This is a genomic window from Rhodococcus sp. SB1D (assembly GCF_048573875.1).
GTDB classification, from domain to species: Bacteria; Actinomycetota; Actinomycetes; order Mycobacteriales; family Mycobacteriaceae; genus Rhodococcus_F; species Rhodococcus_F qingshengii.
Genome location: NZ_JBMAIQ010000012.1, coordinates 102325 through 127425 on the forward strand (window position 1 = coordinate 102325; position 25101 = coordinate 127425).

27 protein-coding genes and 1 tRNA gene are annotated in these 25101 nt (G+C 61.8%); 8 read left to right on the top strand and 20 right to left on the bottom strand.

All coding sequences use genetic code 11. The annotated features are described in order from the left end of the window. Positions 1–23: 23 nt before the first annotated feature. The 6 genes from ACN50D_RS24280 to ACN50D_RS24305 form a co-directional block, all read right to left on the bottom strand. A complete protein-coding gene (locus tag ACN50D_RS24280; protein WP_019746500.1) occupies positions 24–896 on the bottom strand; it encodes an alpha/beta fold hydrolase in 873 nt (290 codons plus the stop codon). Positions 897–926: 30 nt separating this feature from the next. Continuing rightward, complete coding sequence (locus ACN50D_RS24285; RefSeq protein ID WP_007731630.1) at positions 927–1883, bottom strand: 3-(2,3-dihydroxyphenyl)propionate dioxygenase; 957 nt, start codon at positions 1881–1883, stop codon at positions 927–929. After that, positions 1883–3226, bottom strand: a complete 1344-nt coding sequence (locus ACN50D_RS24290) for a M20 family metallopeptidase (protein WP_050655585.1) — start codon at positions 3224–3226, stop codon at positions 1883–1885. The genes ACN50D_RS24285 and ACN50D_RS24290 overlap by 1 nt, the downstream gene beginning before the upstream one ends. 122 nt (positions 3227–3348) lie before the next feature. After that, positions 3349–4638 (bottom strand): aromatic ring-hydroxylating oxygenase subunit alpha, encoded by a 1290-nt coding sequence (locus ACN50D_RS24295; protein ID WP_007731634.1) that lies wholly within the window; start codon positions 4636–4638, stop codon positions 3349–3351. A gap of 81 nt (positions 4639–4719) precedes the next feature. Further along, a complete protein-coding gene (locus ACN50D_RS24300; RefSeq protein WP_007731636.1) occupies positions 4720–5118 on the bottom strand; it encodes a hypothetical protein in 399 nt (132 codons plus the stop codon). Continuing rightward, complete coding sequence (locus tag ACN50D_RS24305) at positions 5115–5600, bottom strand: FAS1-like dehydratase domain-containing protein (RefSeq protein ID WP_007731639.1); 486 nt, start codon at positions 5598–5600, stop codon at positions 5115–5117. Before ACN50D_RS24305 ends, ACN50D_RS24300 begins: the two co-directional genes overlap by 4 nt. A gap of 101 nt (positions 5601–5701) precedes the next feature. On the opposite strand from ACN50D_RS24305, the gene ACN50D_RS24310 reads away from it, so the two are divergent. Together ACN50D_RS24310 and ACN50D_RS24315 are read left to right on the top strand one after the other, a co-directional pair. Continuing rightward, on the top strand, positions 5702–6553 hold the full coding sequence (locus ACN50D_RS24310; protein WP_007731641.1) for an alpha/beta fold hydrolase: 852 nt from the start codon (positions 5702–5704) through the stop codon (positions 6551–6553). A gap of 7 nt (positions 6554–6560) precedes the next feature. After that, a complete protein-coding gene (locus ACN50D_RS24315; protein WP_054780783.1) occupies positions 6561–7742 on the top strand; it encodes a multidrug effflux MFS transporter in 1182 nt (393 codons plus the stop codon). Positions 7743–7747: 5 nt separating this feature from the next. Here the strand turns inward: ACN50D_RS24315 and ACN50D_RS24320 are convergent, their stop codons facing one another. The 5 genes from ACN50D_RS24320 to ACN50D_RS24340 all read right to left on the bottom strand — a co-directional run bounded on the left by ACN50D_RS24320 (position 7748) and on the right by ACN50D_RS24340 (position 15393). After that, positions 7748–8491 (bottom strand): IclR family transcriptional regulator, encoded by a 744-nt coding sequence (locus ACN50D_RS24320; protein ID WP_212633838.1) that lies wholly within the window; start codon positions 8489–8491, stop codon positions 7748–7750. Between the two features lie 70 nt (positions 8492–8561). Further along, a complete protein-coding gene (locus ACN50D_RS24325; protein ID WP_007731644.1) occupies positions 8562–10493 on the bottom strand; it encodes an ABC transporter ATP-binding protein in 1932 nt (643 codons plus the stop codon). Further along, positions 10490–12223 (bottom strand): ABC transporter ATP-binding protein, encoded by a 1734-nt coding sequence (locus ACN50D_RS24330; RefSeq protein ID WP_054188631.1) that lies wholly within the window; start codon positions 12221–12223, stop codon positions 10490–10492. Before ACN50D_RS24330 ends, ACN50D_RS24325 begins: the two co-directional genes overlap by 4 nt. 114 nt (positions 12224–12337) lie before the next feature. Further along, positions 12338–14692, bottom strand: coding sequence for an MMPL family transporter (locus ACN50D_RS24335; RefSeq protein ID WP_212633837.1), 2355 nt, complete (start codon positions 14690–14692; stop codon positions 12338–12340). 71 nt (positions 14693–14763) lie between these two features. Then, positions 14764–15393: a TetR/AcrR family transcriptional regulator gene (locus tag ACN50D_RS24340; RefSeq protein ID WP_007731646.1), complete on the bottom strand. Its 630-nt coding sequence runs from the start codon at positions 15391–15393 to the stop codon at positions 14764–14766. A 250-nt stretch (positions 15394–15643) separates the two neighbouring features. Between ACN50D_RS24340 and ACN50D_RS24345 the strand changes: the two genes are divergently transcribed. Continuing rightward, complete coding sequence (locus ACN50D_RS24345) at positions 15644–16753, top strand: GGDEF domain-containing protein (protein WP_020968182.1); 1110 nt, start codon at positions 15644–15646, stop codon at positions 16751–16753. A 12-nt stretch (positions 16754–16765) separates the two neighbouring features. Here the strand turns inward: ACN50D_RS24345 and ACN50D_RS24350 are convergent, their stop codons facing one another. Then, positions 16766–17221, bottom strand: a complete 456-nt coding sequence (locus tag ACN50D_RS24350) for an RrF2 family transcriptional regulator (protein WP_003943908.1) — start codon at positions 17219–17221, stop codon at positions 16766–16768. 128 nt (positions 17222–17349) lie between these two features. Here ACN50D_RS24350 and ACN50D_RS24355 point away from each other — a divergent pair, with 128 nt between their 5' ends. Further along, a complete protein-coding gene (locus tag ACN50D_RS24355; protein WP_047271543.1) occupies positions 17350–18291 on the top strand; it encodes a sterol desaturase family protein in 942 nt (313 codons plus the stop codon). Here the strand turns inward: ACN50D_RS24355 and ACN50D_RS24360 are convergent. The 3 genes from ACN50D_RS24360 to ACN50D_RS24370 all read right to left on the bottom strand — a co-directional run bounded on the left by ACN50D_RS24360 (position 18257) and on the right by ACN50D_RS24370 (position 19753). Further along, on the bottom strand, positions 18257–18595 hold the full coding sequence (locus ACN50D_RS24360) for a DUF202 domain-containing protein (RefSeq protein WP_003943794.1): 339 nt from the start codon (positions 18593–18595) through the stop codon (positions 18257–18259). The genes ACN50D_RS24355 and ACN50D_RS24360 overlap by 35 nt on opposite strands. After that, positions 18596–18946 carry a YidH family protein gene (locus ACN50D_RS24365; protein WP_003943804.1) on the bottom strand — a complete coding sequence of 117 codons (351 nt, stop codon included), beginning with the start codon at positions 18944–18946 and terminating at the stop codon, positions 18596–18598. A 123-nt stretch (positions 18947–19069) separates the two neighbouring features. Then, on the bottom strand, positions 19070–19753 hold the full coding sequence (locus ACN50D_RS24370; protein ID WP_003943876.1) for a YceI family protein: 684 nt from the start codon (positions 19751–19753) through the stop codon (positions 19070–19072). Positions 19754–19999: 246 nt separating this feature from the next. On the opposite strand from ACN50D_RS24370, the gene ACN50D_RS24375 reads away from it, so the two are divergent. The 3 genes from ACN50D_RS24375 (at position 20000) to ACN50D_RS24385 (ending at position 21778) form a co-directional block, all read left to right on the top strand. Continuing rightward, positions 20000–20173, top strand: a complete 174-nt coding sequence (locus tag ACN50D_RS24375) for a hypothetical protein (protein ID WP_003943953.1) — start codon at positions 20000–20002, stop codon at positions 20171–20173. 98 nt (positions 20174–20271) lie between these two features. Next, positions 20272–21576 carry a DUF1254 domain-containing protein gene (locus tag ACN50D_RS24380; RefSeq protein WP_249343162.1) on the top strand — a complete coding sequence of 435 codons (1305 nt, stop codon included), beginning with the start codon at positions 20272–20274 and terminating at the stop codon, positions 21574–21576. A gap of 37 nt (positions 21577–21613) precedes the next feature. After that, positions 21614–21778: a DUF1214 domain-containing protein gene (locus ACN50D_RS24385; RefSeq protein WP_249343161.1), complete on the top strand. Its 165-nt coding sequence runs from the start codon at positions 21614–21616 to the stop codon at positions 21776–21778. A gap of 52 nt (positions 21779–21830) precedes the next feature. Here the strand turns inward: ACN50D_RS24385 and ACN50D_RS24390 are convergent. The 4 genes from ACN50D_RS24390 to ACN50D_RS24405 form a co-directional block, all read right to left on the bottom strand. Then, positions 21831–21921: transfer RNA gene (locus tag ACN50D_RS24390), tRNA-Ser, on the bottom strand. A 56-nt stretch (positions 21922–21977) separates the two neighbouring features. Then, positions 21978–22169, bottom strand: a complete 192-nt coding sequence (locus ACN50D_RS24395; protein ID WP_003943869.1) for a CsbD family protein — start codon at positions 22167–22169, stop codon at positions 21978–21980. A 138-nt stretch (positions 22170–22307) separates the two neighbouring features. Next, on the bottom strand, positions 22308–22769 hold the full coding sequence (locus ACN50D_RS24400; protein ID WP_003943976.1) for a nucleoside deaminase: 462 nt from the start codon (positions 22767–22769) through the stop codon (positions 22308–22310). After that, complete coding sequence (locus tag ACN50D_RS24405) at positions 22770–23309, bottom strand: tRNA adenosine deaminase-associated protein (protein WP_003943823.1); 540 nt, start codon at positions 23307–23309, stop codon at positions 22770–22772. A 48-nt stretch (positions 23310–23357) separates the two neighbouring features. Between ACN50D_RS24405 and ACN50D_RS24410 the strand changes: the two genes are divergently transcribed. Beyond that, entirely contained in the window at positions 23358–24332 is a 975-nt protein-coding gene (locus tag ACN50D_RS24410; protein WP_031332706.1) for a prephenate dehydrogenase, read from the top strand. Positions 24333–24358: 26 nt separating this feature from the next. On the opposite strand, the gene ACN50D_RS24415 is transcribed toward ACN50D_RS24410, so the two are convergent. After that, entirely contained in the window at positions 24359–24946 is a 588-nt protein-coding gene (locus tag ACN50D_RS24415; protein WP_073512852.1) for a putative glycolipid-binding domain-containing protein, read from the bottom strand. Between the last annotated feature and the right edge of the window lie 155 nt (positions 24947–25101).

Below are 25101 nucleotides of genomic sequence, written 5' to 3' on the forward strand. Positions count from 1 at the left end.
GCAGCATATTTGGCAGGAACTTCTCAGATAGCTGCCTTCGCGCTGGCTGATGCCTTTGCCAAGAACTCGAGGCTCAGCGGGTTGTACTTCGCTGCCTGCTCGTGCTGCGGCCAGTGACCGCACTCCGAGTAGAGTTCGAGCTGAGCGCCCGGAATATCCTCGGCCATCTTCTTCGCTTCCGGAACATCACCGAACGGATTTTCCTGACCCCAGACCACAAGAGTCGGCGCCTTGATGAGTGCCATTCGATCCGGGCGCAGCAGGTTCCGCTGGCGAACCTCCATCTCCTGCAAGGAAAGGAGGTTGTGGATGTTGGCGACAAAGTCAGGCTGATGGTAGATCCGGTGACGAGCCTGAACCAATTCCTCGGTTGCATCGGCGGGATCATGCATGAGCAACTGCATACGTGCGCGGGTCAATTCGATGTCGTCACTCTGGACGGCCTTCGCGGTCGACGTCTTGATGCGCTCCATGACTACCGGGTTCGCGACTGTTCCGCCTGCTGCCAGCAACTGCAGCGACAGAACACGTTCGGGCTGCTCGCTGGCCAGGTAGGCAGCGACCCAACCACCGAGGCTTTCACCCACCAAGTGCACACGGTCCAGTCCGACCGCGTCGAGGTAGTTCACCAAATGCTCGACGTAGCGCGGAATCTCGTACGGGTAGTCAGGCTTGCCGGTGTAACCATGGCCGAGCATGTCGATCGCGTGAACCCGGTAAGACTCGGCGTGCGGTGCAATATTGCGTGCAAATGCCTCGAGGTGTCCGCTGGTGCCGTGCAGGAAGATCACGGCCTCGTCACCGGATCCTGCCTGCAGAGAGCGCGTGGGCACACCGCCGGCGTCGACGGTCGTCAACTCGAAATCGAGCCCGGCAAGTTCGTTCCAGATTGTCATCAGAGAAACTTCCTTTACTGAAGGTGCAGATTATGTTGTTGCGCTGTCTGTTCCAGCTGGATCGAGAATCGTGACACCCATACCGGTGAGCCACTCGGGAATCGCTTCGTAGGCAAGGCGTTCACCCGGAACGTAGTCGAGCATCGCGGCCATCATGAGCCAGGTCCGCAACTCCTGCGCACCGTTGCCCGCCTCGTCTTCGATCTGCTGCGTCGTGAACTCGGCAAGCTCACTTGCCTTGCCGCTGGCAAACAGATCAAGAATTCGGTCATCGAACTCCGGAGTGATCGCGGCATCGGCTGCGCGGATGATCTGGCGTCGCCGGACGTCGTAGTCGGACCAGTTCTCCCGGCCGTCCAGCCAGGCTTGAACCATGAAATCCTCGTCCTCACCGTGCGGATCCCGCCAGTCCGGCCAGGGCAGACGATGAGACAATCCACCGGACGCGATCACCACGACCCGGGTATCCGCCGGATACGACGCAACGGCATCCCGCAGGGCCTTCGCCACTTCCTCACATCGCTTGAACGTCGGGAGGGGCGGCGCGAATACGTTGACCACCAACGGAACTATCGGAACATCGATTCCGTCGAGAAGGTACTGAATCGCGTGAGACTGACCATGATCGATCTGCAATCGCGCCGAGTAGGCAAGATCGAACCGGCCACCTTCGATCAGCTCGTTTGCAAGGTGCCTGGCGAACTCCACGTCGACCCGTTGCGGCCCCTTGGGTGTTCCTGACTCGCCACTGGAAATGCACTCTCCGACGCCGAGAGTGAACGCCGGAATCAGATCCAGCCAGAAACCGCGAAAGTGGTTGGAGCCGAGAATCAAGACAACATCGGGTTTCGACGCCGCGATCTTCTCCCGGCTCAGATACAGCGCGTCCCGGAAGCGTTCGGCCTCCGCCTTGTGCGTCGTCTCTTCCCAATGGGTGTTCATCAAGGTGCTGTGGGAGGCACCGATACCCAGAACTATCTTCGCCATCAGTCGATTCCTACTTCCTCGAGCGAGCGGGTGACGGTGTCGAGGGCCACTCGGATCAGATACTTCGTAAATCTCTCCGCCGCAGCCAGGTCCACAGTGTTCATCCCCATCGCGAAGTCCACCTCGAACGGTGCGTCGACCACCTTGGGCATACCCACCCGAATCGTCGGGATGCCGCGGCTGCGCAGGATGTTTGCGTCGGTGGCTCCACTCGCGTCGAAGAAGTCCTGATGCGGCTCTCCTTCGGCAGCTTCCCACGCGTGGACTGCGGCGCGGCGCAACCACATTCGAGGGTCGGAACCCTCACCGGGGATGGCAAGAACCTGTTCGATGTCGATCTGCAGATCCAGCGATTGTGCGATCTCCGCAACGACGGCTTTGAGTTCGCGCTTGGCCGCGGTGGGCGTCGTCCGCGGGCTGAGCCGTAGATCAACGGTAAGGCGCACCTGCTCGGGGGTGAACGACGCTGTTCGCTCCCACCCGCCGCGGATGTTGGCAACGATCCCCTGAGGCGCAACCAAACCGTCCTGATGCGCCGCCGAGTACTTCGGGAACCATTCCTCCAACTTGGCGACCACCTCGCCGGCTGCGGTAATCGCGTTGCGGTACGGCAACCGGTGGCGCGAGCCGACGTAGGTGTGCAGACCGTGCACCGTGATCTCGAACCAGGCCAGTCCCACTTCTTCCCAGGAAACCGTCCAGCCGGGCTTGGCGATCAACGCGCAGTCCGCCCACACTCCCTGTTCCAGGAGGAACGAGCAGCCGACGCCCTGGCCGGTGTTGCGTCGGGGGTTTCCGACACCGGGGCGGGCATTGGTCGGCATACCACCGGCGCCGAATCCGAGCACCAGGTCACCGCGGAGCGGAATACCGGCTGCGGCAATTGCTTCGGCCGCCGCGACAATGCAGACGGCGTGGCCTTTGGGGTTCGACGCACCCAATCCGATCACGTAGTTCTCGTCGAACTGGGCGTGCGGCGTCAGATCCGCTCGCAGCTCATTTCCCACCCACGGCAGGTCTTCCGCCGGATCGCCGGTCGTGACGGTGTCGATCGGCGCATACAGCAACAGGTCCGGTCCGGACCCGTCACCGCGGAGCCTTCCCCACGAGTTCGCCTGCCGATCATCGAGATCCATTGTGTGGGCCTCGATGCCCGACGCTGCCAGGACCGCCGTGATGTGGCGGGCCAGCGGTGCTTCGTCACCCGTCGGACTGGGAATGTTGACCACCGAAGTGGCGAGATCCCGCAATCGCGCACGATCGACATGGGCGTAGGCTCGCTCGACCCATTCCCGGCGCTCGTCGCCTAGGCCTGCGAGAGCATCGGCCCTCGCAGTGGTCATGGATTGACCTGATGTACCTGAGTATTGCTGCGCTCGCCGGCCAGCTGCCACAGCTTGGGAACTGCCACTGCAACAGCGGCACCGATAGCGACAGCCGTCAGAATCTTGAACATGTATCTCTCCTATTCGCTGGTGCCGGTGGGAATCTGAGCGTCGGCGACAGGGGCCGAGCGGGGCGTTGGCGTCCGGCGCTCTCGGGTGGGCCTGACCGGCGCCTTGGGGGTGTGCTTGGCCGCGTCGGCGATCTTCTCGGCGTACTCTTCCTCTGCCAGATTTCGCCACGTCGTCAGCGACACGTCCGGTCGGTACAGCTTCTCCGGCGGTGCGTCGGTGACCTCGACCATCCACGCATCCTGACCCGAGAACTGACCGTGGAACAGCCAGCGGATCGCGCCGAGGTACTTGGCGTAGAAGCCCAATTTTGCTGCGCCGGAGACGAAGTTGACCATGAGGCCGACGTACTTGTGGTTGTCTTCGTCCACCGGGACGTAGAACTCGTAGTGAATGAACTTGGGGTACGCGATGCGCAGGACACCCGGCATGGACAGTGAAGCAAAACCGGGGAAGTTCTGAGCTGCGATCACAGGATTGACGTCCAGACCGGCGCCGACGTTTCCGATCTGCGAAATCTGGGTCTCGTCCGGCTTCTTCTTCCACCACCGCTTGTTCGTCCAGGTTCCCACGCCCGGGAATTCCGCCTCCCAGTACACCTCTTCCTGCACGCGGTAGATCCAGCGTCCCTCCGGAACGATGCTCGTGATGTTCCACGTCGGCATCGGCTTGAACAGACGCCACAATGCGGTGCGGTGCAGGTACTTCGCATGTCCCTCGTCGAAACCGTTCTCACATGCGAAGCGCCAGTTGCCTTCTCGGGGCTGAATCCGACCACCGACGATACCCTTGTTCTCCACCAGCTCACGCGGCAACTGGTCGTCGATGGACGGCGCCGGCTCGTTGGCGATCGGGATGTACACCCACACCAGACCGAGTCGCTCCTCGATCGCATAGGTCTGGACGTTCAGCTTGCCGCAGATCTTGGAATCCGGACCGTCGGTGATGACCGCGGCCAGCTTGCCGTCAGTGAGCCGGTACGTCCAGCCGTGGTACGGGCAGCTGACAGTTCCCGGGAACTGCTGATCGCCCTCGGACAACGGAACGCCGCGGTGCGGGCACCGATCGTGCAGGGCATATGCCTTGCCTGCGTCGCGGATGATCGCCAGCTTTTCGCCACAGATGGTGAAGCTCTTGGGGTCTTTGGTGATGTGGTTCGACCACGTGACCGGGTACCAGTAACCGCGGTATCCGCTGCCGGCTGCGTTGTAACCCGGCCATGCCGTCCAATCCTGCCGACCGGCCGCTCGTGGCCGCTCGGGCAGCGCGAACGTGGCTTCCGACGCCTCGACACCAGTCATGTGAAGTCCTCTCGACACTGAACGTTTGAATGAAACAGATCTTGGGTGAGATTGCGGTCTACGCCAATGGATTCGGTTCGCTCAGCAGACCCGGACCACCACAGCGGTTCCGACGGCACACAGCACGCCATTGTCCGAATGCTCCCGCAATGCCAAAGTTAGTTGGTCACTGTTGATTTGGGACACTTCACCCGACACCTCGAGTGTGGTTCCGACGGGCGCGGGCGCACGATTCTGCCAGGAGACGGACACAACTCCTTCGTATCCACCGGCAAAGTGTGACGCGGCACGAAAGAACAGCGTGCCCTGCAACTGGGCCATGACCACCGGTGCGGACAACCCCTCCGTCTGCGCATAGGAGGCGTCGTAGTGAATACGGTGCGAATTGTGCGTCGACGCCCCGAATCGAAGGATCCGAACCGGATCGCAGACCAAGGTCACCGATTCGATCGGCGTGCCCACGACTACTGTTTCGGTCATCGGACGATGAACTTCTCGACGACCTCGGCGAATGCGCCGGACTGCGCACCCCGGTAAGTCTTGGTGACCGAGAGCAGCAGAAACTCGTCCGGAGCCCGGCCCTTGGTCGTCACGGTATCGAGTACTCGCCCTACGACGACAGCCTCACCCAGCGGGGCAGGTCGCAAGAAAGTCACACTCTGCCCGCCGGCCATCAAGCGCACGTCGATACCGTCTGTGCCCGGCACTTCGTCACGGAACATGCCGTCTGCTCGGTACTCTCGATCGGAGCCACCTTGCGGTCCTCGCAAAAGCGAAGGCAGATACATCGGATGGACGGCAAATGCCGGGTGCTCCGGGTCGAGAAACCGGGGGTCCGTCTCGGCGGTGGCAACCGCAAACGCAACCGACTCCGCCGGACGCACCGTTCCCAACTCTCGCGTTTCCCGCGTACCGATCATCGCCTCCGCGCGATCACGCGCGTGCTCGAGTTCTGTTCTCATGCCAGCACGCTAGGCATTCGGAAGTCTCACAGCCACGAACCGGGTTCGCCTGCCGGACCGCGATACTTCCCATACCGCTCACCTCGAGGTCAGGTATAGCCATGGCTGATCAACCGAAGAGCTTGTACGCCAAAGCAGATGGCGTCACATTCCATTACTACGACCTCGGCGAGGGCGACCCCACGATTTTCCTGCACGGAGGCGGCCCCGGCTGCACTGCGTGGTCCGACTTCGGGCCAGTGGCACCGCTCTTCGCCTCGGATCGACGAGCGATTCTCGTTGATCTGCTGCAATACGGTCGGTCCGACAAGTGCACCATCGCCGGCCCAATGTGGGACTTCCACGCCGCCAAGGTGGTTGCCCTGCTCGACGAACTCGGAATCGAACGCGCAGACTTCGTCTGCAACTCGTGGGGCGGCACCATAGCGCTCAATCTTGCGGCAAAGTACCCGGAACGCGTTCGCTCCCTGGTGATCACGGGCAGCATGCCCGTCTTCTACGGTCCACTCGCGCCGCTCCCCGAGGATGGCCGTCGTGGCCGCAACGCCCGCGACGTCTACTACGGCGGCACCGGCCCCACCCTCGAAAAACTCCGCACCTTGATCACCAGTCTCGAATGGTTCGACGGATCGAAGTTGCCCGCCGAAACCCTCCAGATGCGATACGAGCAAAGTCTCGACCCCGAAGAAATGGCCCTGGCTGCCTCGGCGGACTCACCTCGTGGCGATTGGCAGGATCTCACAGCTGAACTCGGCCAGATCCAGGCGCCGACGCTCTTCGCCTGGGGCATGCACGACGCATTCCTCACCCCGGACTACCCGCTCATGCTTGCGCGGATGATTCCCCATGGCCATCTCTACATCATGGACAAGGCGTCGCATCATCTTCAGGAAGAACGACCATACGACTACTACAGTGTAGTTTCGGGTTTCCTTGACCAACAGCACAACTGAACGAACAGTGATCGCCCCGACGGGCGGTGCACGGATCCGATTGGTACTGCTTCTCGGAATTCTCACCGCCCTCGGGCCGTTCACCGTCGACATGTATCTTCCTGCGCTGCCACAGATCACGCAGGAATTCGGCACGTCGGACACGATGGTTCAGCTGACCCTGACGGGCACACTGCTGGGTCTGGCTTTCGGCCAGTTGCTCATCGGCCCACTGTCCGACATCTACGGACGTCGACGTCCCCTGCTCGTGGGCACAGTAATTCACGTCGGCGCGTCGTTGGCCTGCTTCTTTGCTCCGTCCATCGAAGTCCTCACTGCGCTGCGAACCCTTCAAGGTTTCGGCGCCGCCGCGACAGGCGTGATCGCGATGGCAATCGTTCGTGATCTATTCACCGGACACGATGCGGCAGTTGTACTTTCGCGGCTGATGTTGGTCATGGGCGTAGCGCCCATCCTGGCCCCCTCCATCGGCGGGGCACTGATGTCCGTAACACAGTGGCGCGGAGTCTTTCTCGCTCTCTTCATCCTGGGCATCGCGATGATCGCACTCGCGGCAGTATCGCTGCCGGAAACACTTCCACCCGAGAATCGGTCGGGCAAGGGCATCGGCGCCATCGCGCGAAACTACATTGCGCTCGGCAAGGATGCCCACTTCATGGTGTTGGTGCTCGTGTGCGGTCTCGGCCGCGGCGTTTTGTGGTCGTACATCGCCGCGTCGTCCTACGTGATGCAGGAACAGTTCGGACTGAGCCCCACCGCATACGGATTTGCCTTTGCCGGCGGCGCCGTCGTTCTGATCGGTTCGTCCCAGCTCAACGTCGTGCTTCTCGGCCGGTGGTCGCCGAATTCCATCACGATCTGGGCAATGTGGGGCAGTAGTGCCGTCGGCGCTGCATTTGTTGTTGTTGCCGCCACCAACTCGTGGGGATTCGTCGGGTTTGCCGTCCCCATCCTGCTGATGCTCTGCGCAACGGGTTTTGTCATGCCCAACGCACCGGCGGTTGCACTGTCCCGTCACGGAGAAGCCGCAGGCTCAGCAGCCGCGCTGATCGGATTTGCGCAGTTCGGCGCTGCCGCTGTGGTTGCGCCCATCGTCGGCCTTCTCGGCAACACCAGTCTTGCCGTGGCCATCTCCATGACCGGGGCTTCGGTTCTCGGCGTGATCGCGCTGCTCTGCGTGCGTCGATAAAACGGTTATGCCGAGCGTTCGAGAACCGATACCTTCCGGCTGATCCCTTCGGCCGCCGCGCGCAACGGTTCGGCAAAACGCTCGGTGTCCATTCGATACCGCGGACTCGACACACCGATCGCGGCAACTGCTTCACCAAGTCCACCGAAGATCGGGGCAGCGATACTCGATGTTCCCAGGCGAACCTCCTCGGTCTCGACCGCCAACTGCTGCGAACGAACAGCGTCGAGTTGCCTACGTAACCCGTCTTCCGAGTTCACCGTCCGATCGGTGAACTCGACAAATCCGTTGCCTGTTACCGCTCGAAAAACGGAATCCGGTGAGTACGCGAGTATCGCTTTGCCGGTTGCCGTGGCATACATCGGCAGCCGGCCAGCCACCCGCGACGGCAGGTCCACCCCGTGATGACCGGAGATCTTGTCGATGTACAGAACATCGAGGCCGTCGCGAATCGCGAGGTGAACCGTCTCCCGGGCCGCCGCGTGAAGATCCTGCACATACGTCAAGGACACCTCGCGCAGAATACGTTGACGAGGAACCAACTGCCCCAGTTCGAAGAGCCGTAACCCCAACCTGTACTTGGTTCCGACCCGTTCCAGTAGACCAAGAGACACCAGTTCACCGGCTATTCGATGCACCGTCGCCTTCGCAACACCACTCCGATTCGCAAGTTCGGTCAGCGACAGCGCACCCGAATCCGCATCGAAGGAATCGAGTATCAGGCGCGCTTTCCCCAGCAACGAATGCATCGCCGAGCGCCTCCAGTACACAGAATGTGGTCCACCCAGCGGACCAAGTCTGCTCCAGTCTACTGAGGCATCAGATCTCCGCGCCCACGAATTGGCTGTTGTACAGACGGAAGTACGCGCCGCGGGATTCGAGCAGAGCCTCATGGCTCCCCTGCTCCACGATCCGGCCTTCCTCCATCACCACGATCAGGTTCGCATCACGAATTGTCGAAAGACGGTGCGCGATGACAAAGCTGGTGCGGTCGTTGCGCAGAACCGCGGTGGCGCTCTGGACCAGCAGTTCGGTGCGTGTGTCCACCGAACTGGTCGCCTCGTCGAGGATCAGGATGGACGGCTGCGAGATGAAGGCGCGGGCGATGGTGATGAGCTGCTTCTCGCCGGCACTGACGTTGCTGCCTTCCTCGTCGATGACCGTGTCGTAACCCTCAGGCAGAGAGTGCACGAACTTGTCGACGTAGCTCATCTCGGCCGCGCGACGAATCTCCTCGTCGGTGGCACCAGGCTTGCCGTAGGCGATGTTCTCGCGGATGGTTCCACCGAACAGCCATGCGTCCTGCAGAACCATGCCGATCCGTGAGCGCAGATCGTCTCGCGTCATGTCGGCGATGTCGATGCCGTCCAAAGTGATTCGGCCCGAATTGAGTTCGTAGAACCGCAGGATGAGGTTGACGAGGGTGGTCTTGCCTGCGCCGGTGGGTCCGACGATCGCAACCATCTGGCCCGGCTCGGCAGTCAGGGACAGGTCCTCGATCAGCGGCTGTTCCGGCTTGTAACTGAAGGTGACGTTCTCGAACTTGACGCGACCCTTGTCGACAGTGGGCGACTTCGCGCTCTTCGGGTCCTCCGACTGCTCGTCTTGGTCGAGCAGCGCGAAGACCCGCTCGGCCGAAGCGACGCCGGACTGCAGCAGATTGGTCATCGACGCTATCTGCGTGAGCGGCTGGGTGAACTGCCGCGAGTACTGGATGAACGCTTGCACATCGCCGAGCGTCATCGTTCCGGATGCGACGCGCATGCCACCCACCACTGCGATGGCGACGTAGTTGAGGTTGCCCAGGAACATCACGGCCGGCATGACCAGACCGGAGATGAACTGCGCCTTGAAGCTGGACTCGTACAGATCCTCGTTCTGCTTGCGGAAGCGCTCCTCGACCTCCTGCTGGCGACCGAACACCTTGACCAACTCGTGGCCGCTGAATGCTTCCTCGACCTGCGCGTTGATTCCGCCGGTGCTCTTCCACTGCGCCACGAAGTGCTTCTGTGAACGCTTCGCGATAAACGCCGTCACCATGATCGACAGCGGAACAGTTGCCACCGCGATCAAGGCGAGCAGAGGTGAGATCCACAGCATCATCACCAGAATGCCGAGGACGGTCATCACCGACATGACCAACTGGCTGAGCGTCTGCTGCAAGCTCTGCGCGACGTTGTCGATATCATTGGTCACGCGTGAGAGAACATCACCGCGGGCATGGGTATCGAAGTACCGCAAGGGAAGTCGGTGAATCTTCTGCTCGACGTCCTCACGCAGACGACGAACGGTTCGCTGGACCACGATGTTGAGCAGATACGCCTGCAGCCAACTGAACAGCGACGCGCAGACGAACAGCAGCAGCACGATCATCAAGACCTTGCCGACTGCGTCGAAATCGATTCCGGTACCAGGCACAACTGCCATGCCGGACACCATGTCGGCGAGCTGACCCTGCCCCGAAGCGCGCAATCCTTCGACAGCCTGTTCCTTGGTCGTCCCCGGCTGGAGTTGCTTGCTGACGATTCCGTCGAAGATCAGGTTGGTGGCGTTTCCCAGGATCTTCGGAGCGATCGAGGAAAGTACGACGCTTGCGGTCACCAAAGCGAAGATCAGGACGACGATCGGCTTGTCGGGGCTCAAGCGACCGAGGAGACGTTTGAGCGAAGGGCCGAAGTTCATGGCCTTCTTTGTGGGATCGCCGCCGCCGGGCGGGCCGATGGGAGGCGAGGAAGTCGGTCGATTGCTCATGATGCGTCCTGTACGGCTAGCTGAGAGGCGACGATTTCGCCGTAGGTGGGACAACTGACCACGAGTTCGTCGTGCGTGCCGATCCCCACGATGGCGCCGTCGTCGAGCACGATGATCTGATCGGCTTCCACGATGGTGGAAATACGCTGCGCGACAACGACGATGCAGGCGTCTTGCGTGACCGGCCGGAGCGCCGCACGCAGCCTCGCATCAGTAGTGAGGTCGAGTGCCGAGAAGGAATCGTCGAACAGATAGATCTGTGGCTTACGCACCAACGCTCTGGCGATGGCGAGTCTCTGACGCTGACCGCCCGATACCGTCGTACCGCCTTGTGCCACCGGTGTGTCCAGGCCTTCGGGCATGGCGCGGACGAAGTCGGCAGCTTGGGCGATCTCGAGGCACTCCCACAGCCATTCGTCGGTAGCTTCGGGGTTTCCGTAGCGGAGATTGGTGGCGACAGTGCCCGAGAACAGATACGGCTTCTGCGGGACGAGACCGATCACCGAGCAGAGCAGTTCCGTGTCGATGTCGCGGACGTCGACTCCTCCCACCGATACCGATCCGGAGGTGGAGTCGATCAACCGCGGAATCAGGTTAAGCAGAGTGGTCTTTCCCGATCCGGTGCCGCCGATGATCGCCGTCGTCTTGCCGGGTTCGGCACGGAACGTGATGTCGCGCAATACAGGTTCCTCGGCTCCGGGGAACTGGAACTGAGCGCCACGAAGTTCGACGACTCCCGGGTCCTTCAGTTCTCGGACCGGGTTCTCGGGCGGAATCACCGACGAATCCGTGTCGAGCACCTCGGAGATACGTTCGGCGCACACCGACGCACGCGGCAGCATCACCGCCATGAAGGTGGCCATCATGACGGCCATCAGGATCTGCATGATGTAGCTGAGCATCGCGGTGAGCGAGCCGATCTGCATCGAGCCCTCGTTGATCTGATGGCCACCGAACCAGATGACCGCGACGCTGGTGACATTGCTGATCAGCATCACGAGCGGGAACATCAGTGCCATGAGGCGGCCGACGCCGAGTGCAGTCTCCGTCAGCTCACGGTTGGCATCGCCGAAACGCTCTACCTCGTACGGTTCCCGTACAAACGCTCGGACGACGCGGATGCCCGTGATCTGTTCGCGAAGAACACGGTTGACGGCGTCGAGGCGGCCCTGCATGACCCTGAATCCGGGGACCATCCGGGCAATCAGGAAACCCATCGAGACTACGAGAAGCGGGACGCTGATCCCCAGGATCCAGGACAGATTCAGGTCCTGACGCAGAGCCATGATGATGCCGCCGACGCACATGATCGGCGCCATGACGAGGATGGTGCAACTCATCACGACCATCATCTGCACTTGCTGGACGTCGTTGGTGTTGCGGGTGATCAGCGAAGGCGCACCGAAGTGCCCGACCTCTCGGGCCGAAAAGGTCCCGACCTGATGCAGCACCGAAGCCCGGAGATCGCGTCCGACGCCCATGGCGACTCGCGCACCGAAGAAGACGGCACCCACCGAGCACAGGATCTGCGTGAGCGTGACCATCAGCATCATCCCGCCGGTGGAGAGGATGTAGCCGGTGTCGCCTTTCGTCACGCCGTTGTCGATGATGTCGGCGTTGAGACTCGGAAGGTAAAGGGCCGCCATAGTCGAAATAAACTGCAGGACGACAACGCCCGTGAGTTCACCCCGGTACGGCATCAGATAAGTGCGCAGCAGCCTGATCAGCATAGTGAGCGAAGGTTACCAATCCTGGCCGACATGTGCCGCTGGATATTTCGATACACAAAAACTGCTGTGCGCCTTTATTAACCGCGGGGGGTTAATAAAGGCGCACAGCAGAGATCAAGCAGATGCGGACTGAAGCTCCGCTTCCTTTTCTTCACGGAGGGCCTTGCTGAGCTTCTCACCCTCGATGTCGACGTTCGGCAGAATCTTGTCCAGCCACTTCGGCAACCACCACGCCTTGTCGCCGAGCAGTGCCATGACGGACGGGATGATCACCATGCGCACGATGAAGGCGTCGAAGAACACCGCCGCGGCAAGCGCGAAGCCGATCGACTTGATGAACGAGTTCGGTTCCGCGATGAAGGCACCGAACACGGAGATCATGATGACCGCGGCCGCACTGACGACCCGGGCGCCATGGTTGAAGCCGATGGTCACGGCCTCCTTCGCGCTCGCGCCGTGGACGTACTCCTCACGCATACGCGTCACGAGGAACACCTGGTAGTCCATCGCGAGTCCGAACACCACACCGATCAGGAAGATCGGCATGAAACTCACGAGTGGTTGCGGGTTCGAGATGATGCCCAACCAACCGTGCTGGAAGATCGCCACCGTCGCACCGAATGTCGCGAGCACGCTGAGCAGGAAGCCGAGCGTCGCCGTCAGCGGAACCAGGATCGAACGGAACACCAAGAGCAACAAGATGAATGCAAGGCCGACGACGACGGCCAGGTAGGGCACCAATGCATCCTTCAGCGTGTCCGAGACGTCGCCTTCGAGTGCGGTCTGACCGGTGATGCCGTAGCTGACGCCGATCGAATCGTTGAGTCCGCCTTCGGCTCCACGAAGGCTGGACACCAGATCCATCGTGGCGGGGTCGGTCGGACCACTCTTCGGAGTGATCAGTACCTGCGCGGTGTCGCCGGCCTCGTTGACCCCGACGACCTGTGCGTTCTGGACGTCATCGAAGCCCGAGATGGTCGAGACGACCTCCGCAAAGGCCTCCCCGGCGGGAACGCTGGCCCCCTTCGCGTCGACAACGGCGATGAGCGGTCCGTTGCGACCGTCACCGAAGCCCTCGTCGATCAGGTCGTATGCCTGACGCGCACTGGTCGCCGGGTCACCGGTGGCCTCCGACGGCAGTGCCAGGCTCAATCCCGTTGCGGGCAGAGCCAATGCGCCCAGAAGCACTACTCCACCGATCAGCGGCACGAGCGGACGACGGACGACGGCACTGATGAAGCGCAGAGCCAACTTCGGCTTGCCCGAATCTTCGTCTTCGGACTCCTCTGCGCGCTTGCTGAGGAAGGGAATCTTGCCGGCAAAAGCCTTGCGTCCGAACATACCCAGGATCGCAGGCAGCAAGGTCAAGGCGATCAGAACCGCGATCAGCACGGTAAAGGCCGCTGCCGCACCCATATCGGAGAGGAACGGGATGCCGACGACGCGCAATGCAACCAGCGCGATGATGACCGTCAAACCAGCGAATACCACTGCGGAACCGGCAGTTCCGACAGCGCGACCTGCTGCTTCGGCACGGTTGTCGGTGAGGGTGAGCTCATGCCTGAACCTGGACATGATGAACAGCGAGTAGTCGATCGCCACGGCCAGACCGATCATGATCGCCAGCGTCGGAGTCATCGAACTGAGATCCATGAATCCGGTGGCAACCGTGATTCCGAGGCTGCCGATAGCGATACCGATGATCGCGGTGAGGAGCGGAAGCCCTGCGGCCACAAGCGAACCGAACGTGATGGCCAGAACGACTGCGGCAACGGCGATACCGATCAGCTCGGTGACACCACCGGGCATCTCCGCTTCCTGAGCAGCAGAACCACTGACCTGGACGTTGAGTCCCTCGGCCCGACCGACATCGGCTGCGGAGTTGATCGAATCACGCAACGCCTGATCGAGATCGGCGAAGTCACCGCTGAACGGAACCTCGACGTACCCGACTGTGCCGTCGGCACTGAGCGGCGACAACGCACGCGCGTCGTCCACGGCCTGTGTCTCGGAAGATCCAGCCGCAGCAGCCTTTTCCTTGAACATCGCAACCATGGAGTCGTTGCCGGTAACCGGATTGACCAACGCCTTCGCGGCCTGTTCCGGAGTGGCAGTCGCCGGGTCCACCTTGGCAGAGTCGGCGACCTTGTCGATGCCACGAATACTCGCGAGCATGTCGTCCATGGCCTTGACGTTCGCCGGATCGGCCAGCGTCGTGCCTGCCGGAGCTTGCACTACGTATCGCGCGCTCAGCGAATCCATAGGATTGGGCGCGTCTGGAAAACGCTCCGCCATCAGGTCTTGCGCCTGCTGCGCCGGGGTTCCCGGAATGGAGAACGAATCCTTGGTGGGGCCGGACAGAGTCGCTGCCCCGACGCCCATCAGGACCAGGATTATCAGCCAAACGCTGAGGACCGCGCCTTTTCGCCGGTAGGCGAACTTGCCGATCCGATAAAGATAGGTGGCCACGACGGGCTCCTTGCTGTTTCGGTGCGTGTACGTGGACAGGTATTACGTGTGGGGCTCAGAGACGAGACATCTCAGGGACGCGACATCTCAGGGGCAGGCGGCGGCGCGGGCAACCCGGCACGAATCTGCCTAAAAGCGTCGTGAACCAACTCTTCCGGACTGGAAGCCTCCGACTTTCCGCCAGTCCAGACGTCGATCACCGATTTAGCGGCTCCGCCCACCGCTCCCAGGAGGAGCGTCGGGTACAGGTCCTTCTCGGCGTCGGTACCGGTGCGTTCCGCCAATGCCTGAACTACTGCACGGTTGATCCGCTGATGCATGTCTGCGGCATCCCGGTAGAGCGCGGGACTCGAATCCGACAGCAGCCAGATACTTGCCTTCTCACTCCCACTCGGACCTGAGTCGTTCACGATTTCGACCACAAGTTCTTCGAGGACGTCGAGAATAGGTTCGTCCGCGGGCCGCGACGCAAGCGCCTCGATCCACAGGTTCACCGATTCCTCGAAACTGGCGAGCACTGCCTCCTCCTTGCTGGAGAAGTAGTTGTGGAACGTCCTCGTCGACACTCCGGCCTCGGAGGCGATTGCGTCAGCGGTGACGCATTCGATCCCCAGCGCACGAGCGAGCCGTGCTGCCGCGCCGCTGAGTGCGGCACGGGTTGCTGCCTTCTTGCGGTCACGAAGGCCTTGTTCGATGATCACCCCAACACGGTACCGAACTTGCAGAGCTCTGCAACTTTGCAGAGGTCTGCAATATTGTGCGATCGAACACACGGCACGGAAACTCGAGGCGTACCTCACACTCACGCACGGCAAATGCCTGAACAGCGCGACGGAGAGAGTTGCGAGCAACTCCGCAGCCTGACGCCGCCTGCCAAGTTGACGCGTGAATCAACATGGCCTGACATACTTTGCGGTGAATTAACCGTAATTTGCTCGGCGAAGGAATCTGATGGACCCGCTCCTGCACACCTGGCCGGTTTCGTCCACGGTGATGCTGTGGGGATCGAAGTCCGGACGAGGCTCCGTACTACGTCTCGTCCGTCTCACCATCGGGTTCTGCTCACTCAATTTCTCGATCGTGGCGTTCCTGTTTCTCCTCAGCGGAGAGGGCCCGGACGGACCGTTTGCGCGCAGTTGGCTCGTCGGCATTGCGGCCGTCAACCTGATCCCTACGATTCTCTGGTTTGTCGGCCGAATCAGAGGTTCACGCATGCTCAAGCTCTACGGACTGTGGGCGGATCTCGGAACTGCCTCGGTTCTCATCACCTTCACCAGCCATAACGCCGCCCTCTTCGGCGCGGCACTCTTTGTCGCCACCGGCGCCTACTTCACCTATTTTCTCGATTACCGCTGGTTGGCCTTCCATCTCGCCTTTGCCACGACATTTGTCATCGCCCTGACGGTGCTCGGCCTGACGAACGGCGACTACTCGACAACCAGCGTGATCGCACGCACGGACGTCGTCCTGTGTGCCGTGATCTTCATTCCGGCCACAATTCAGTTCACTTGGCGGCAATTACTCGCGCGCGCAACGGGATCCAAAGTGGATGCGCTTACCGGCCTGTTGAACCGACGAGGACTGTGGGACATGTCGGAGCGCATCTGGTCGGTCGCGTCGGCAAATCGTGCCGACATTGCTGTTGCCGTCGTCGACATCGACAAGTTCAAGGCGGTGAACGACACGTTCGGCCACGAAGTCGGTGACGCCGTCATCATCCGGACCGGAACGCGCCTGCAGGCGCATGTGAACGGTTTCGGTTACGCCGCGCGCACCGGCGGCGAGGAGTTCACCGTTGTGATGATCGGTACTCCGTACGGACTTCGCAAACGAATCGCGACGCTCCCCAAAGCCGTGGTGAACGCCTCCGACGACCCCCTGGCCACGGTCAGCGTCGGCGCAGCGACGCTACCTTTCATCCCACATCAGGAAGAGTTCGACTACAACGAGTTCTCCCGAGCAATCGTTGCAGCCGATCATCTGATGTACGACGCAAAATCCGCGGGAGGCAACACCGCGAACACTGCTCCTATGGCAGTTCCGCGTCGACGAGCACACTGAAACCGGGCTGTATCAGCGCCGATTCCACGCCTCGGGATCTGCCGTCAGTTCGTGAATGAACTCGGGCAACTCTCCACCTGCAACATCGGTGAGTGTGACATTTTCGAGCACAGCACGGAGGTTGACTCGCACTGCAATCCACACCTCCTTGAGGGGCGTTGCCGGTCCCCCGTAGTCGACGTCTTCCGGTCGCTGACCCCGAATCGAAGCCAGCGGTCCTTCGACAGCTCGTATGACGTCGGCAATCGTGATCTCGTCCGCGGACCGAGCGAGCCAGTATCCCCCGTCCGGGCCTCGACGGCTGTTGACCAAGCCGCCCCGCCGCAGGTCCGAGAGCACCGCTTCCAGGAACTTGTGGGGTATTACCTGGGATTTGGCGAGAAACTCGGCCTTGGCCGGGTCAGGACCGACTGCCGCGAGCTCGACCAGAGTCCGCACGGCGTAGTCCACCTTCGCGGTGATATGCACCGGCAATTCCTACCATCGTTCTATGAATAGTCGCAACAAACCTGCGAGTTCTTCGCCGCAAAGGGTTCCATGACGTTACATTTTGATGCATGATGTAACGATCGGAGCTAAAGAACAGGACAAATCGCGTGTGGGAAACCCTTCTCGAATCATGGAAGTCACTGCTCGAACCGCTCCATGATCCCGTTACGCTCGCAATCCCCGCGTTTGTCATCTTCCTCGCAATCGAATGGTTCGCGGCCCGTGCGCTCGAAGATCATCCCGACGACGCCGACGGACGCGCACGGCCGGCACAGGGCGGCTACCGAAGCGCCGACGCCAGAACCAGCGTTCTACTCGGACTCGTGTCGATCGCAACGAGCACCTTCTGGAAAGTGCTGGCGCTGATCGGCTATTCCGCAATCTGGGTGTATCTCGCTCCCTGGCACCTCTCGCCGACTGCCTGGTACACCTGGGTGATCCTGCTGCTCGGAATCGACGTCCTCTATTACGCGTATCACCGCATCGCACACCGAGTTCGAGTCATCTGGGCCACACACCAGGCTCACCATTCGAGCGAGTACTTCAATTTCAGCACCGCACTGCGGCAGAAGTGGAACAACAGCGGTGAGATCATCATGTGGCTGCCGTTGCCGTTCCTCGGGATCCCGCCGTGGATGGTGTTCGTCGGCTTCTCCGTCAGCCTCGTCTACCAGTTCTTCGTCCACACCGAACGTGTCGGAAAACTCTGGCGGCCCATCGAATTCATCTTCAACACGCCGTCACACCATCGCGTACACCACGGCTCCGACGCCGAGTACCTCGACCGCAACTACGCCGGAATCCTCATCATCTGGGACCGGATGTTCGGAACCTTCGCAGCCGAAACCCACCGGCCCACCTACGGACTCACGACGCCGGTCGGAACGTACAACATCTGGAAGCTCCAAACGCGCGAATATGCTGCCATTGCTCGTGATTGGAAGGCGTCGACATCGTGGCGGCAGCGAGCCGGCTACGTGTTCGGCCCGCCCGGCTGGGCGCCGAAAGCCGAGGTCACTTCAGCAGAATCCACAGCCCCGTCGCACTGAGCAGGAGCAGAGCGACCGCGAGAGTTGCTCCCATACCCAAAGCGGGCGTTGCCTTTTCGGCCGAAAACTGGGCCAACCGCCTGGGCCGCGACCGACGTTCGTAGACCGTCACCGCGACGACGAGCACGGCAGCGACGGACGGGCCGATCAGGGCCACCGACCCGAACGGCGGCAACCATCTCAGACAGGCGGCAGACAAGCCGAGGATCGACAGACTCGTACGCACGAACGAGAGCGATGTGCGCTCGGACTGCAAGCCCTTGTCCGGAGGCTTGACACCTTCCGACGGTTCCAGCGCGGTCAATCAGTTCACGACCTCGACCACCAGGACGGTCGCGCAGATCACCAGCACGATGCCGACGACCGGCGCCATGAGCGGCACCGGCAACGAGCGCTCAGTTCGCAGTGCACGCTCGGCGCTGATCCAGTGGACAAAGGAAGTGATGGCGATCAGAGCACCGCCGACGAGCAACAACGCGGCCAAGCCGGATCGAACCGTCGGATTGAGAATGTCGCCGCCGAACGCTTCGAGTCCGACGCCCGACGCGACGAAGGCCGTTGCAGTGCGGATCCAAGCCAGATATGTCCGCTCATTGGCGAGCGTGAACCGTGGATCGGGGTCTTCGCCCGTTCGGAACGGTCTCCACCGGGGCATCACCTGTTCATTCCGTCCGGGCAGAGATCGCACACTGCCTTCGGAACGGACAAGAAGAAAGGAAGGTCATGTCCTTAATCTTCCCTGCCCGCCCCGAAGCAGTGCGAATCGGGTGGACGTAATTCAGCTCGCGGCGAGTGAGACCAGGAAGTCCACCGAACCGCTGCCGTCGACGGTGACGAAACCGAGGGACGGAGGCTCGACTCCGAAATCGGTCCAGGTGACCGGAATCGAGCCCGATGCGATCAGCGAATCACCCGAATGCAGCACGGTCATGTCGACCGACACCGGCTTGGACTGACCCTTGAGCGTCAGCGTTCCTGACACCGTGACCGTCGCCGTTGTTCCGTCCGTCGGTACAGCAGACAAGTCCACCGGCGAGTCGATCGTGAACGTCGCCGTCGGATACGTGCTGGTATCCATCACATTGCCCGTGAACTGGCCGTCGCGCCGATCCGAGTCGGTCTTGATGCTTGCCACCTGCACCGTTACTTCGCCGGAAGTGAGCTTTTCACCCTCGACAACCGCGTTTCCGCTCACCTCGCCAGTGGTTCCGACGACGGTCACACTCGATCCGTTGAGAATCTCGTGCACGGTGTACCCAGCTGCCGTCTGGTTGTCCCCCTGCCCGGCGACGACGGTCCACTGCCCGTCGATCGATCCGGACGCCGCCTCCGCGCCCTCAGTGGACACCACGGCCGCCGGTGCATCGTCTTCAGCGATGAACTTCCCGTACGCCCACGGCCCCACGAGCAGGGCGAGTACGACCACAACTACTGCTCCGCCGATCCACCAGATCTTTTTCATGGGCTCGACGATAGTTGCAGCTTCAACAGTTGTCAGGACTTACGACCTGGGAGAACCCTGTGAAAGTGCTCCACGACCACCGAAGGGTGAGCCGCGTCTACAGCCATTAGTAATCATTTGGTAAAGTCGACTGTGCATTCCGGCCCCCAGCCTGGAATGCCTGGGCCGTGCGCATCGAATCATGCATCGATCCCGATGCGCACGGTCTGCCCGAAACACGAATCACACCGATCGAGGGAGCTCGCGATGGCGGACCTGACGCTCCTGACCGACGACGAGTTACGCGAGCGTCGGATCGCCCTCAGTCGATCCCTCACTACCGCAGCAGATTTGATCCCCACCCCGCCACCTTCGTTCTTCGAGAAGCTGAAGCAGGACATCGATGCCGCCGCTGCAGAGTGGATCGCCCGCCGCTCCTGAATGTTCGAATTGCGCACACAGAACCGGTTTTCGATTTCCTCACCGGTTCACCCCGCAAGGGTGATGATGCAGCGGACGGTCACCGGCACCATGACTTCATGGACTCCCCGACCGACTCAATCGCACAAGGTTTCACGCCGGCACACGCTCAACTGGCGAGATCGGCCGGAGTTCCAGCAACGCTCGCCGCTGAGAGTTACGTGGAAGCCCTCGCCCGGATCGTCTATTACTGGGGCTATCCAGCTGTGGACACCTTCGGCCGTACAAACATGTGGGAGATCATGGATGGCAAGACCGGACTCCAACTCGGCCTTCTGCCAGGCGCCGCCAAAAATTACACAGGTGCCCTCACCGACTACATGAGCCCGGCGCAGCGGTGGGTCGTCTCACCCAACAACGACACGATCTACGGCGCAGGATTCGCCGATCTCACCGACGAAACCGCAGTGATACAGACCCCGACCGAGGTACCCGACGGCCATTACTGGACTATCCAGATCGTCGACGTGCTGACCAATGTGACTCACCAACTTGGTTCGGCGACAGGCACTCCCGGCGGAAAGTTCCTTCTGGTCGGACCTGATTGGGATGGCGAGTTGCCGGAAGACTTCCTCGATGTGCTTCGATCACCGACGAACGTGGCTGGTGTCTTCCCTCGCAGTTTCGCAGCACGTTCCGAGGCGTCCAAGCAGCAGGCGCGGTCGGTGCTCGACCAGATCGGCATGTACCCGTTCAGCGAGGATCGACCCGGCCCGCGGTCCTTCGGCTACGAGGCCCACGCCGCGAACTCGATCTACCCTCAGGGCGTCACCGCCGAAATGTTGGCGGTCGATCCCGACGCCAGTCGACCTCAATGGGTGAAGCCGGAATCTTTCTGGACTGATCTTGCAGCAATGCTCGACTTCAACCCGACCATGGGCGCAGCAGACACCCCGATGGCTGATCAAGCCAAGACGCTTGTCGCACTGTATCGTTCGGACAAGTCGTACCGAGCGCTGCTCGACCGCGCCGCACTCCGCGCCGACGTCGCCCTCCATCAATCGGCGAGCTACGTCCAAACCGGGGTCGACGCAGGCAACGGATGGCAACGGCAACGCAACAGTGGCCTGTGGGGCACCGACTGGTTCGGACGGGCGCTCGCGGCCGTCATCTACATTTACGTCAACGACTTTCACGAGGCTGTCTACCTCATCCGGGGTACCGACCACGACGGAGCGTTACTCCACGGCCGCGAGCGGTACACCATGACCTTCACAGAAGACGCGCTCCCACCCGTCGACCGCAGTCGCGGCGGCTTCTGGTCTCTGACCATGTACGACAAGGACGCATTTATGCTCGCCGACGCACCGGGTAACCGCGTCAACCTCGGCACCGTCAATCTCGACGCGGGCGATCTCGTCTGACGCGGGCGATCTCGTCTTTCGTGACGGGAAGCTCACCTTGCACCTGTCTCACGACGAGCCGACCGATCCGGATGCTCGTGCCAACTGGCTACCCGCTCCGCACGACAAATTTCGACTGATCATTCGCAGCTATGTCCCCGACAAATCAGTCCTCGATGAAACCTACCGATTCCCCGACGTCGTCCGAGCAACGGGACTATAGGCGCCACCAAGCACAAAAAAGCTCCCCACCTGCGTGAACAGGTGGGGAGCTTTGGCGGTGGCGGAGGGATTTGAACCCTCGGACGGGGGTTACCCGTCACACGCTTTCGAGGCGTGCTCCTTAGGCCGCTCGGACACGCCACCGTTGGTGACTTTACCGGATGGAGTGCCCGTGGCTGAAATCGCCAGGTGGAGCGGTATTACGTGAGCTTGTCCTTGATGCTGGAAGCGGCGTCCTTGACCTTCTCGCCTGCATCCTTGACGGCCGATTTCACCTGGTCGCCCTTGCCTTCGTTTTCGAGGTCCCGGTCACCGGTAGCGCTGCCAGCAGCTTCCTTGGCCTTGCCCCCGAGGTCTTCGGCCTTGTTCTGAGCCTTGTCTGCGATTCCCATGAGTACTCCTCTGTGAACGCGAACGAATCGCCTTCCGACGATCCGCCGATGCCCTGACGGCATCTGCCTCCACCATGCCCTCGATTGATGGATCCGGCTACCCGAGTGTGCGATCACTCTCGATGGGGAATACCGAATTCAGGCCCGCTGCTCGCGGAAGAAATCTTCCAAAAGCCCAGCGCATTCGTCCTCGAGGACCCCGCCGCGCACCTGCGGCCGATAGGTCAATCTTTTATCTCGAACTACGTCCCATAATGATCCGACGGCTCCGGTTTTCGGCTCCCACGCCCCGAAAACGACCCGAGAAACCCGGGCGAGGACCAGAGCGCCCGCACACATCGTGCATGGCTCGAGGGTCACGGCAAGCGTCGCACCTTCCAGGCGCCAGCCGTCACCGTAGGTTTTTGCGGCAGCACGCAACGCGAGGATTTCGGCGTGCGCGGTCGGATCGGACGACGCTTCCCTGGCATTGGAGGCCCGAGCAACTTCAACGCCGTCTGCGTCGAACACCACTGCCCCGACCGGGACGTCTGCGTCGGAGGCGGAACGTGCGGCCACGATGGCCGCACGGATCATGCGCTGGTCGTCAGCGAGAGTCATCTAGCGCGGGAGCTTGTCGAGCGCTGCGCCGAACTCGGATGCGAACCCGAGTCGCTGCGCGATCATCCCCAACTGCTCGTCCGGATAGAGATCGGTCTCGGCCGCAATGACGGCGAGCACGGGTTCCGGCAGGCCCAGATCGGCCAGCACGGACAGATCGCCCTCTTCCCAGGGTTCGACATCGTCGAGGTCGTCCGGGTCGATGTCGGGGATCTCGATGTGCAAGGCGTCGAGGACGTCGGCTGCGATGTCGTAGTCGATGGCGGCGGTCGCGTCGGAAATCAGCAACTGCGTGCCCGACGGCGCCGGACGCAACACGATGAAGAACTCGTCGTCGACGTCGAGAAGACCGAAGACGGCACCCGAACTTCGCAGCTCACGCAGCTGCGTTTCGGCGGCCGAGAGCGAGGTCAACGCGTCGGGCGTCAGTGCCTTGACCGTCCAACGCCCCTCTTCACGGACCACCGCGACACCGAAGCCTTCAAGCTCCTCCGACTGGTTCGAAGAGGCGCTCTTGTTACCCGCGCGCTGTGCACCCATGGCGCAACGGTAGCCCGCCTGGTGCCAGTGAGTGAAGTCCGAGCATCGATGTGCCAACCTGAACTCGTGTCTGCGATCGATTCCGCCCCACCAGTCTGCGTTCTCGGCCTCGGATTGATCGGCGGTTCGCTACTTCGCGCCGCCGTCCGATCCGGCCGCCGGGCGTGGGGTTACAACCGTTCCAGCGAGTCCGCCGACGCGGCCCGAGCCGACGGTTTCGACGCCGACACCGATCTGGTTTCAGTGCTGCAGAGAGCAAACGAAAGCGGCGCGATCATTGTGATCGCCGTGCCGATGCCTGCCGTCGACGCCACCTTGGAGGCAATCGCCGCGCATGCGCCCGACAATCCGATCACGGACGTCGTCAGCGTCAAGGGTGAAGTGAAGGCCGCGGTCGAACGAGCGGGCTTGAGCGCCAAGTTCGTGGGCGGTCATCCGATGGCGGGGACGTCAGCTTCGGGTTGGGCGGTCGGGGATGCCGATCTGTTCGTCGACGCGGTATGGGTCGTTGCCACCGACGAGGGCGTCGACGCAGACGTGTGGTCGCAGGTCGCCGACCTCGCGCTCGACTGCGGCTCGGTCGTCGTGCCGGCCGAATCTCTGGAACACGATCGAGCAGTCGCGCGAATCTCGCATCTGCCTCACCTGCTCGCGGAAACGCTTGCGATCACCGGAGCTGCCGGAGGCGAACTGGCTCTCGGGCTGGCTGCCGGATCATTTCGCGACGGCACTCGCGTGGCCGGGAGCGCTCCTGGCCTGGTGCGGGCGATGTGCGAGGGCAACCGCGACGCCCTGCTGGTCGCGCTGGACGAGGCGCTCGACCTTTTGCAGGGCGCACGTACCGATTTGCTCGACAACGGCTCGACGGCACGATTGGTGGACGCAGGGTTCGCGGCGCGCGGCGCCTACGAGTCGCACGAGCGGTGGGACATCGAAGACGTTCAGGCCGGAGAACCCGACTGGATCAACCGGATGCGAGACGCCGGTCGACGCGGCGGCGTCATCCGGCGATCCGCAACCTAGAACTACGCAACCTGGAGATACGAAACCTAGATACGAGTTGCCAGACCCGGGTAGTCGAGGACAAAACCTTCGGTGTCGACGGACAGCGTCGAACTGGACACCGGGGACAGCACACTGATTCCGTCGGCGCCGGAGCTGTAGGTGATGGTCGCACCCTCGACGCGCAGGTCGAGGAGATTGACGTAGACGACCGGGACCTCGGCGTCTTCGATGTCGTTCTGCAAGCCGACGCGGCGGATGGGCAGCGTGTTGAAGAACGGGCTGAGGATCACGTCGACATCGAGTGCGCCATCGAACGCAGAGCGCTGGTGACTGGCGCCGTTCTCGACCATCCAGGTGCCTTCTTCGTCCCGGCTGATCGACATCTGACGCTCACCGGCGGCCAGGGCGGTCCGCACGGACAACCGGCGGGTGATGCCGGCCTCGTCGGTGACCAGGTCGTACGACGCGCTGAATGCCGGGTGCTCACTGCAGGCTCCACCGATGATCCGGCCGGAAGCCTTGATGCGATTTCCGTTCAGCTGCACACGAACAGACTCCATACGAGGAGCGTTGTGGGCCTGCCAGGTCAATACCGCGGGCCAGGACGCGTCACCGGAAGGTTGGATGCTCACCCGACCACGGTAATGGACGAACGGGCACGGAGCACCGCTGGTTCGGGTTATTGCTTCGATCAGGGACCTTTTAGGGACTTCGATCGGCCCCGAAGATCTCGATGTAAGGCGTTTCACAACGGTTCTTCCGTAAGGAGCACGCCGCGGACCGAATA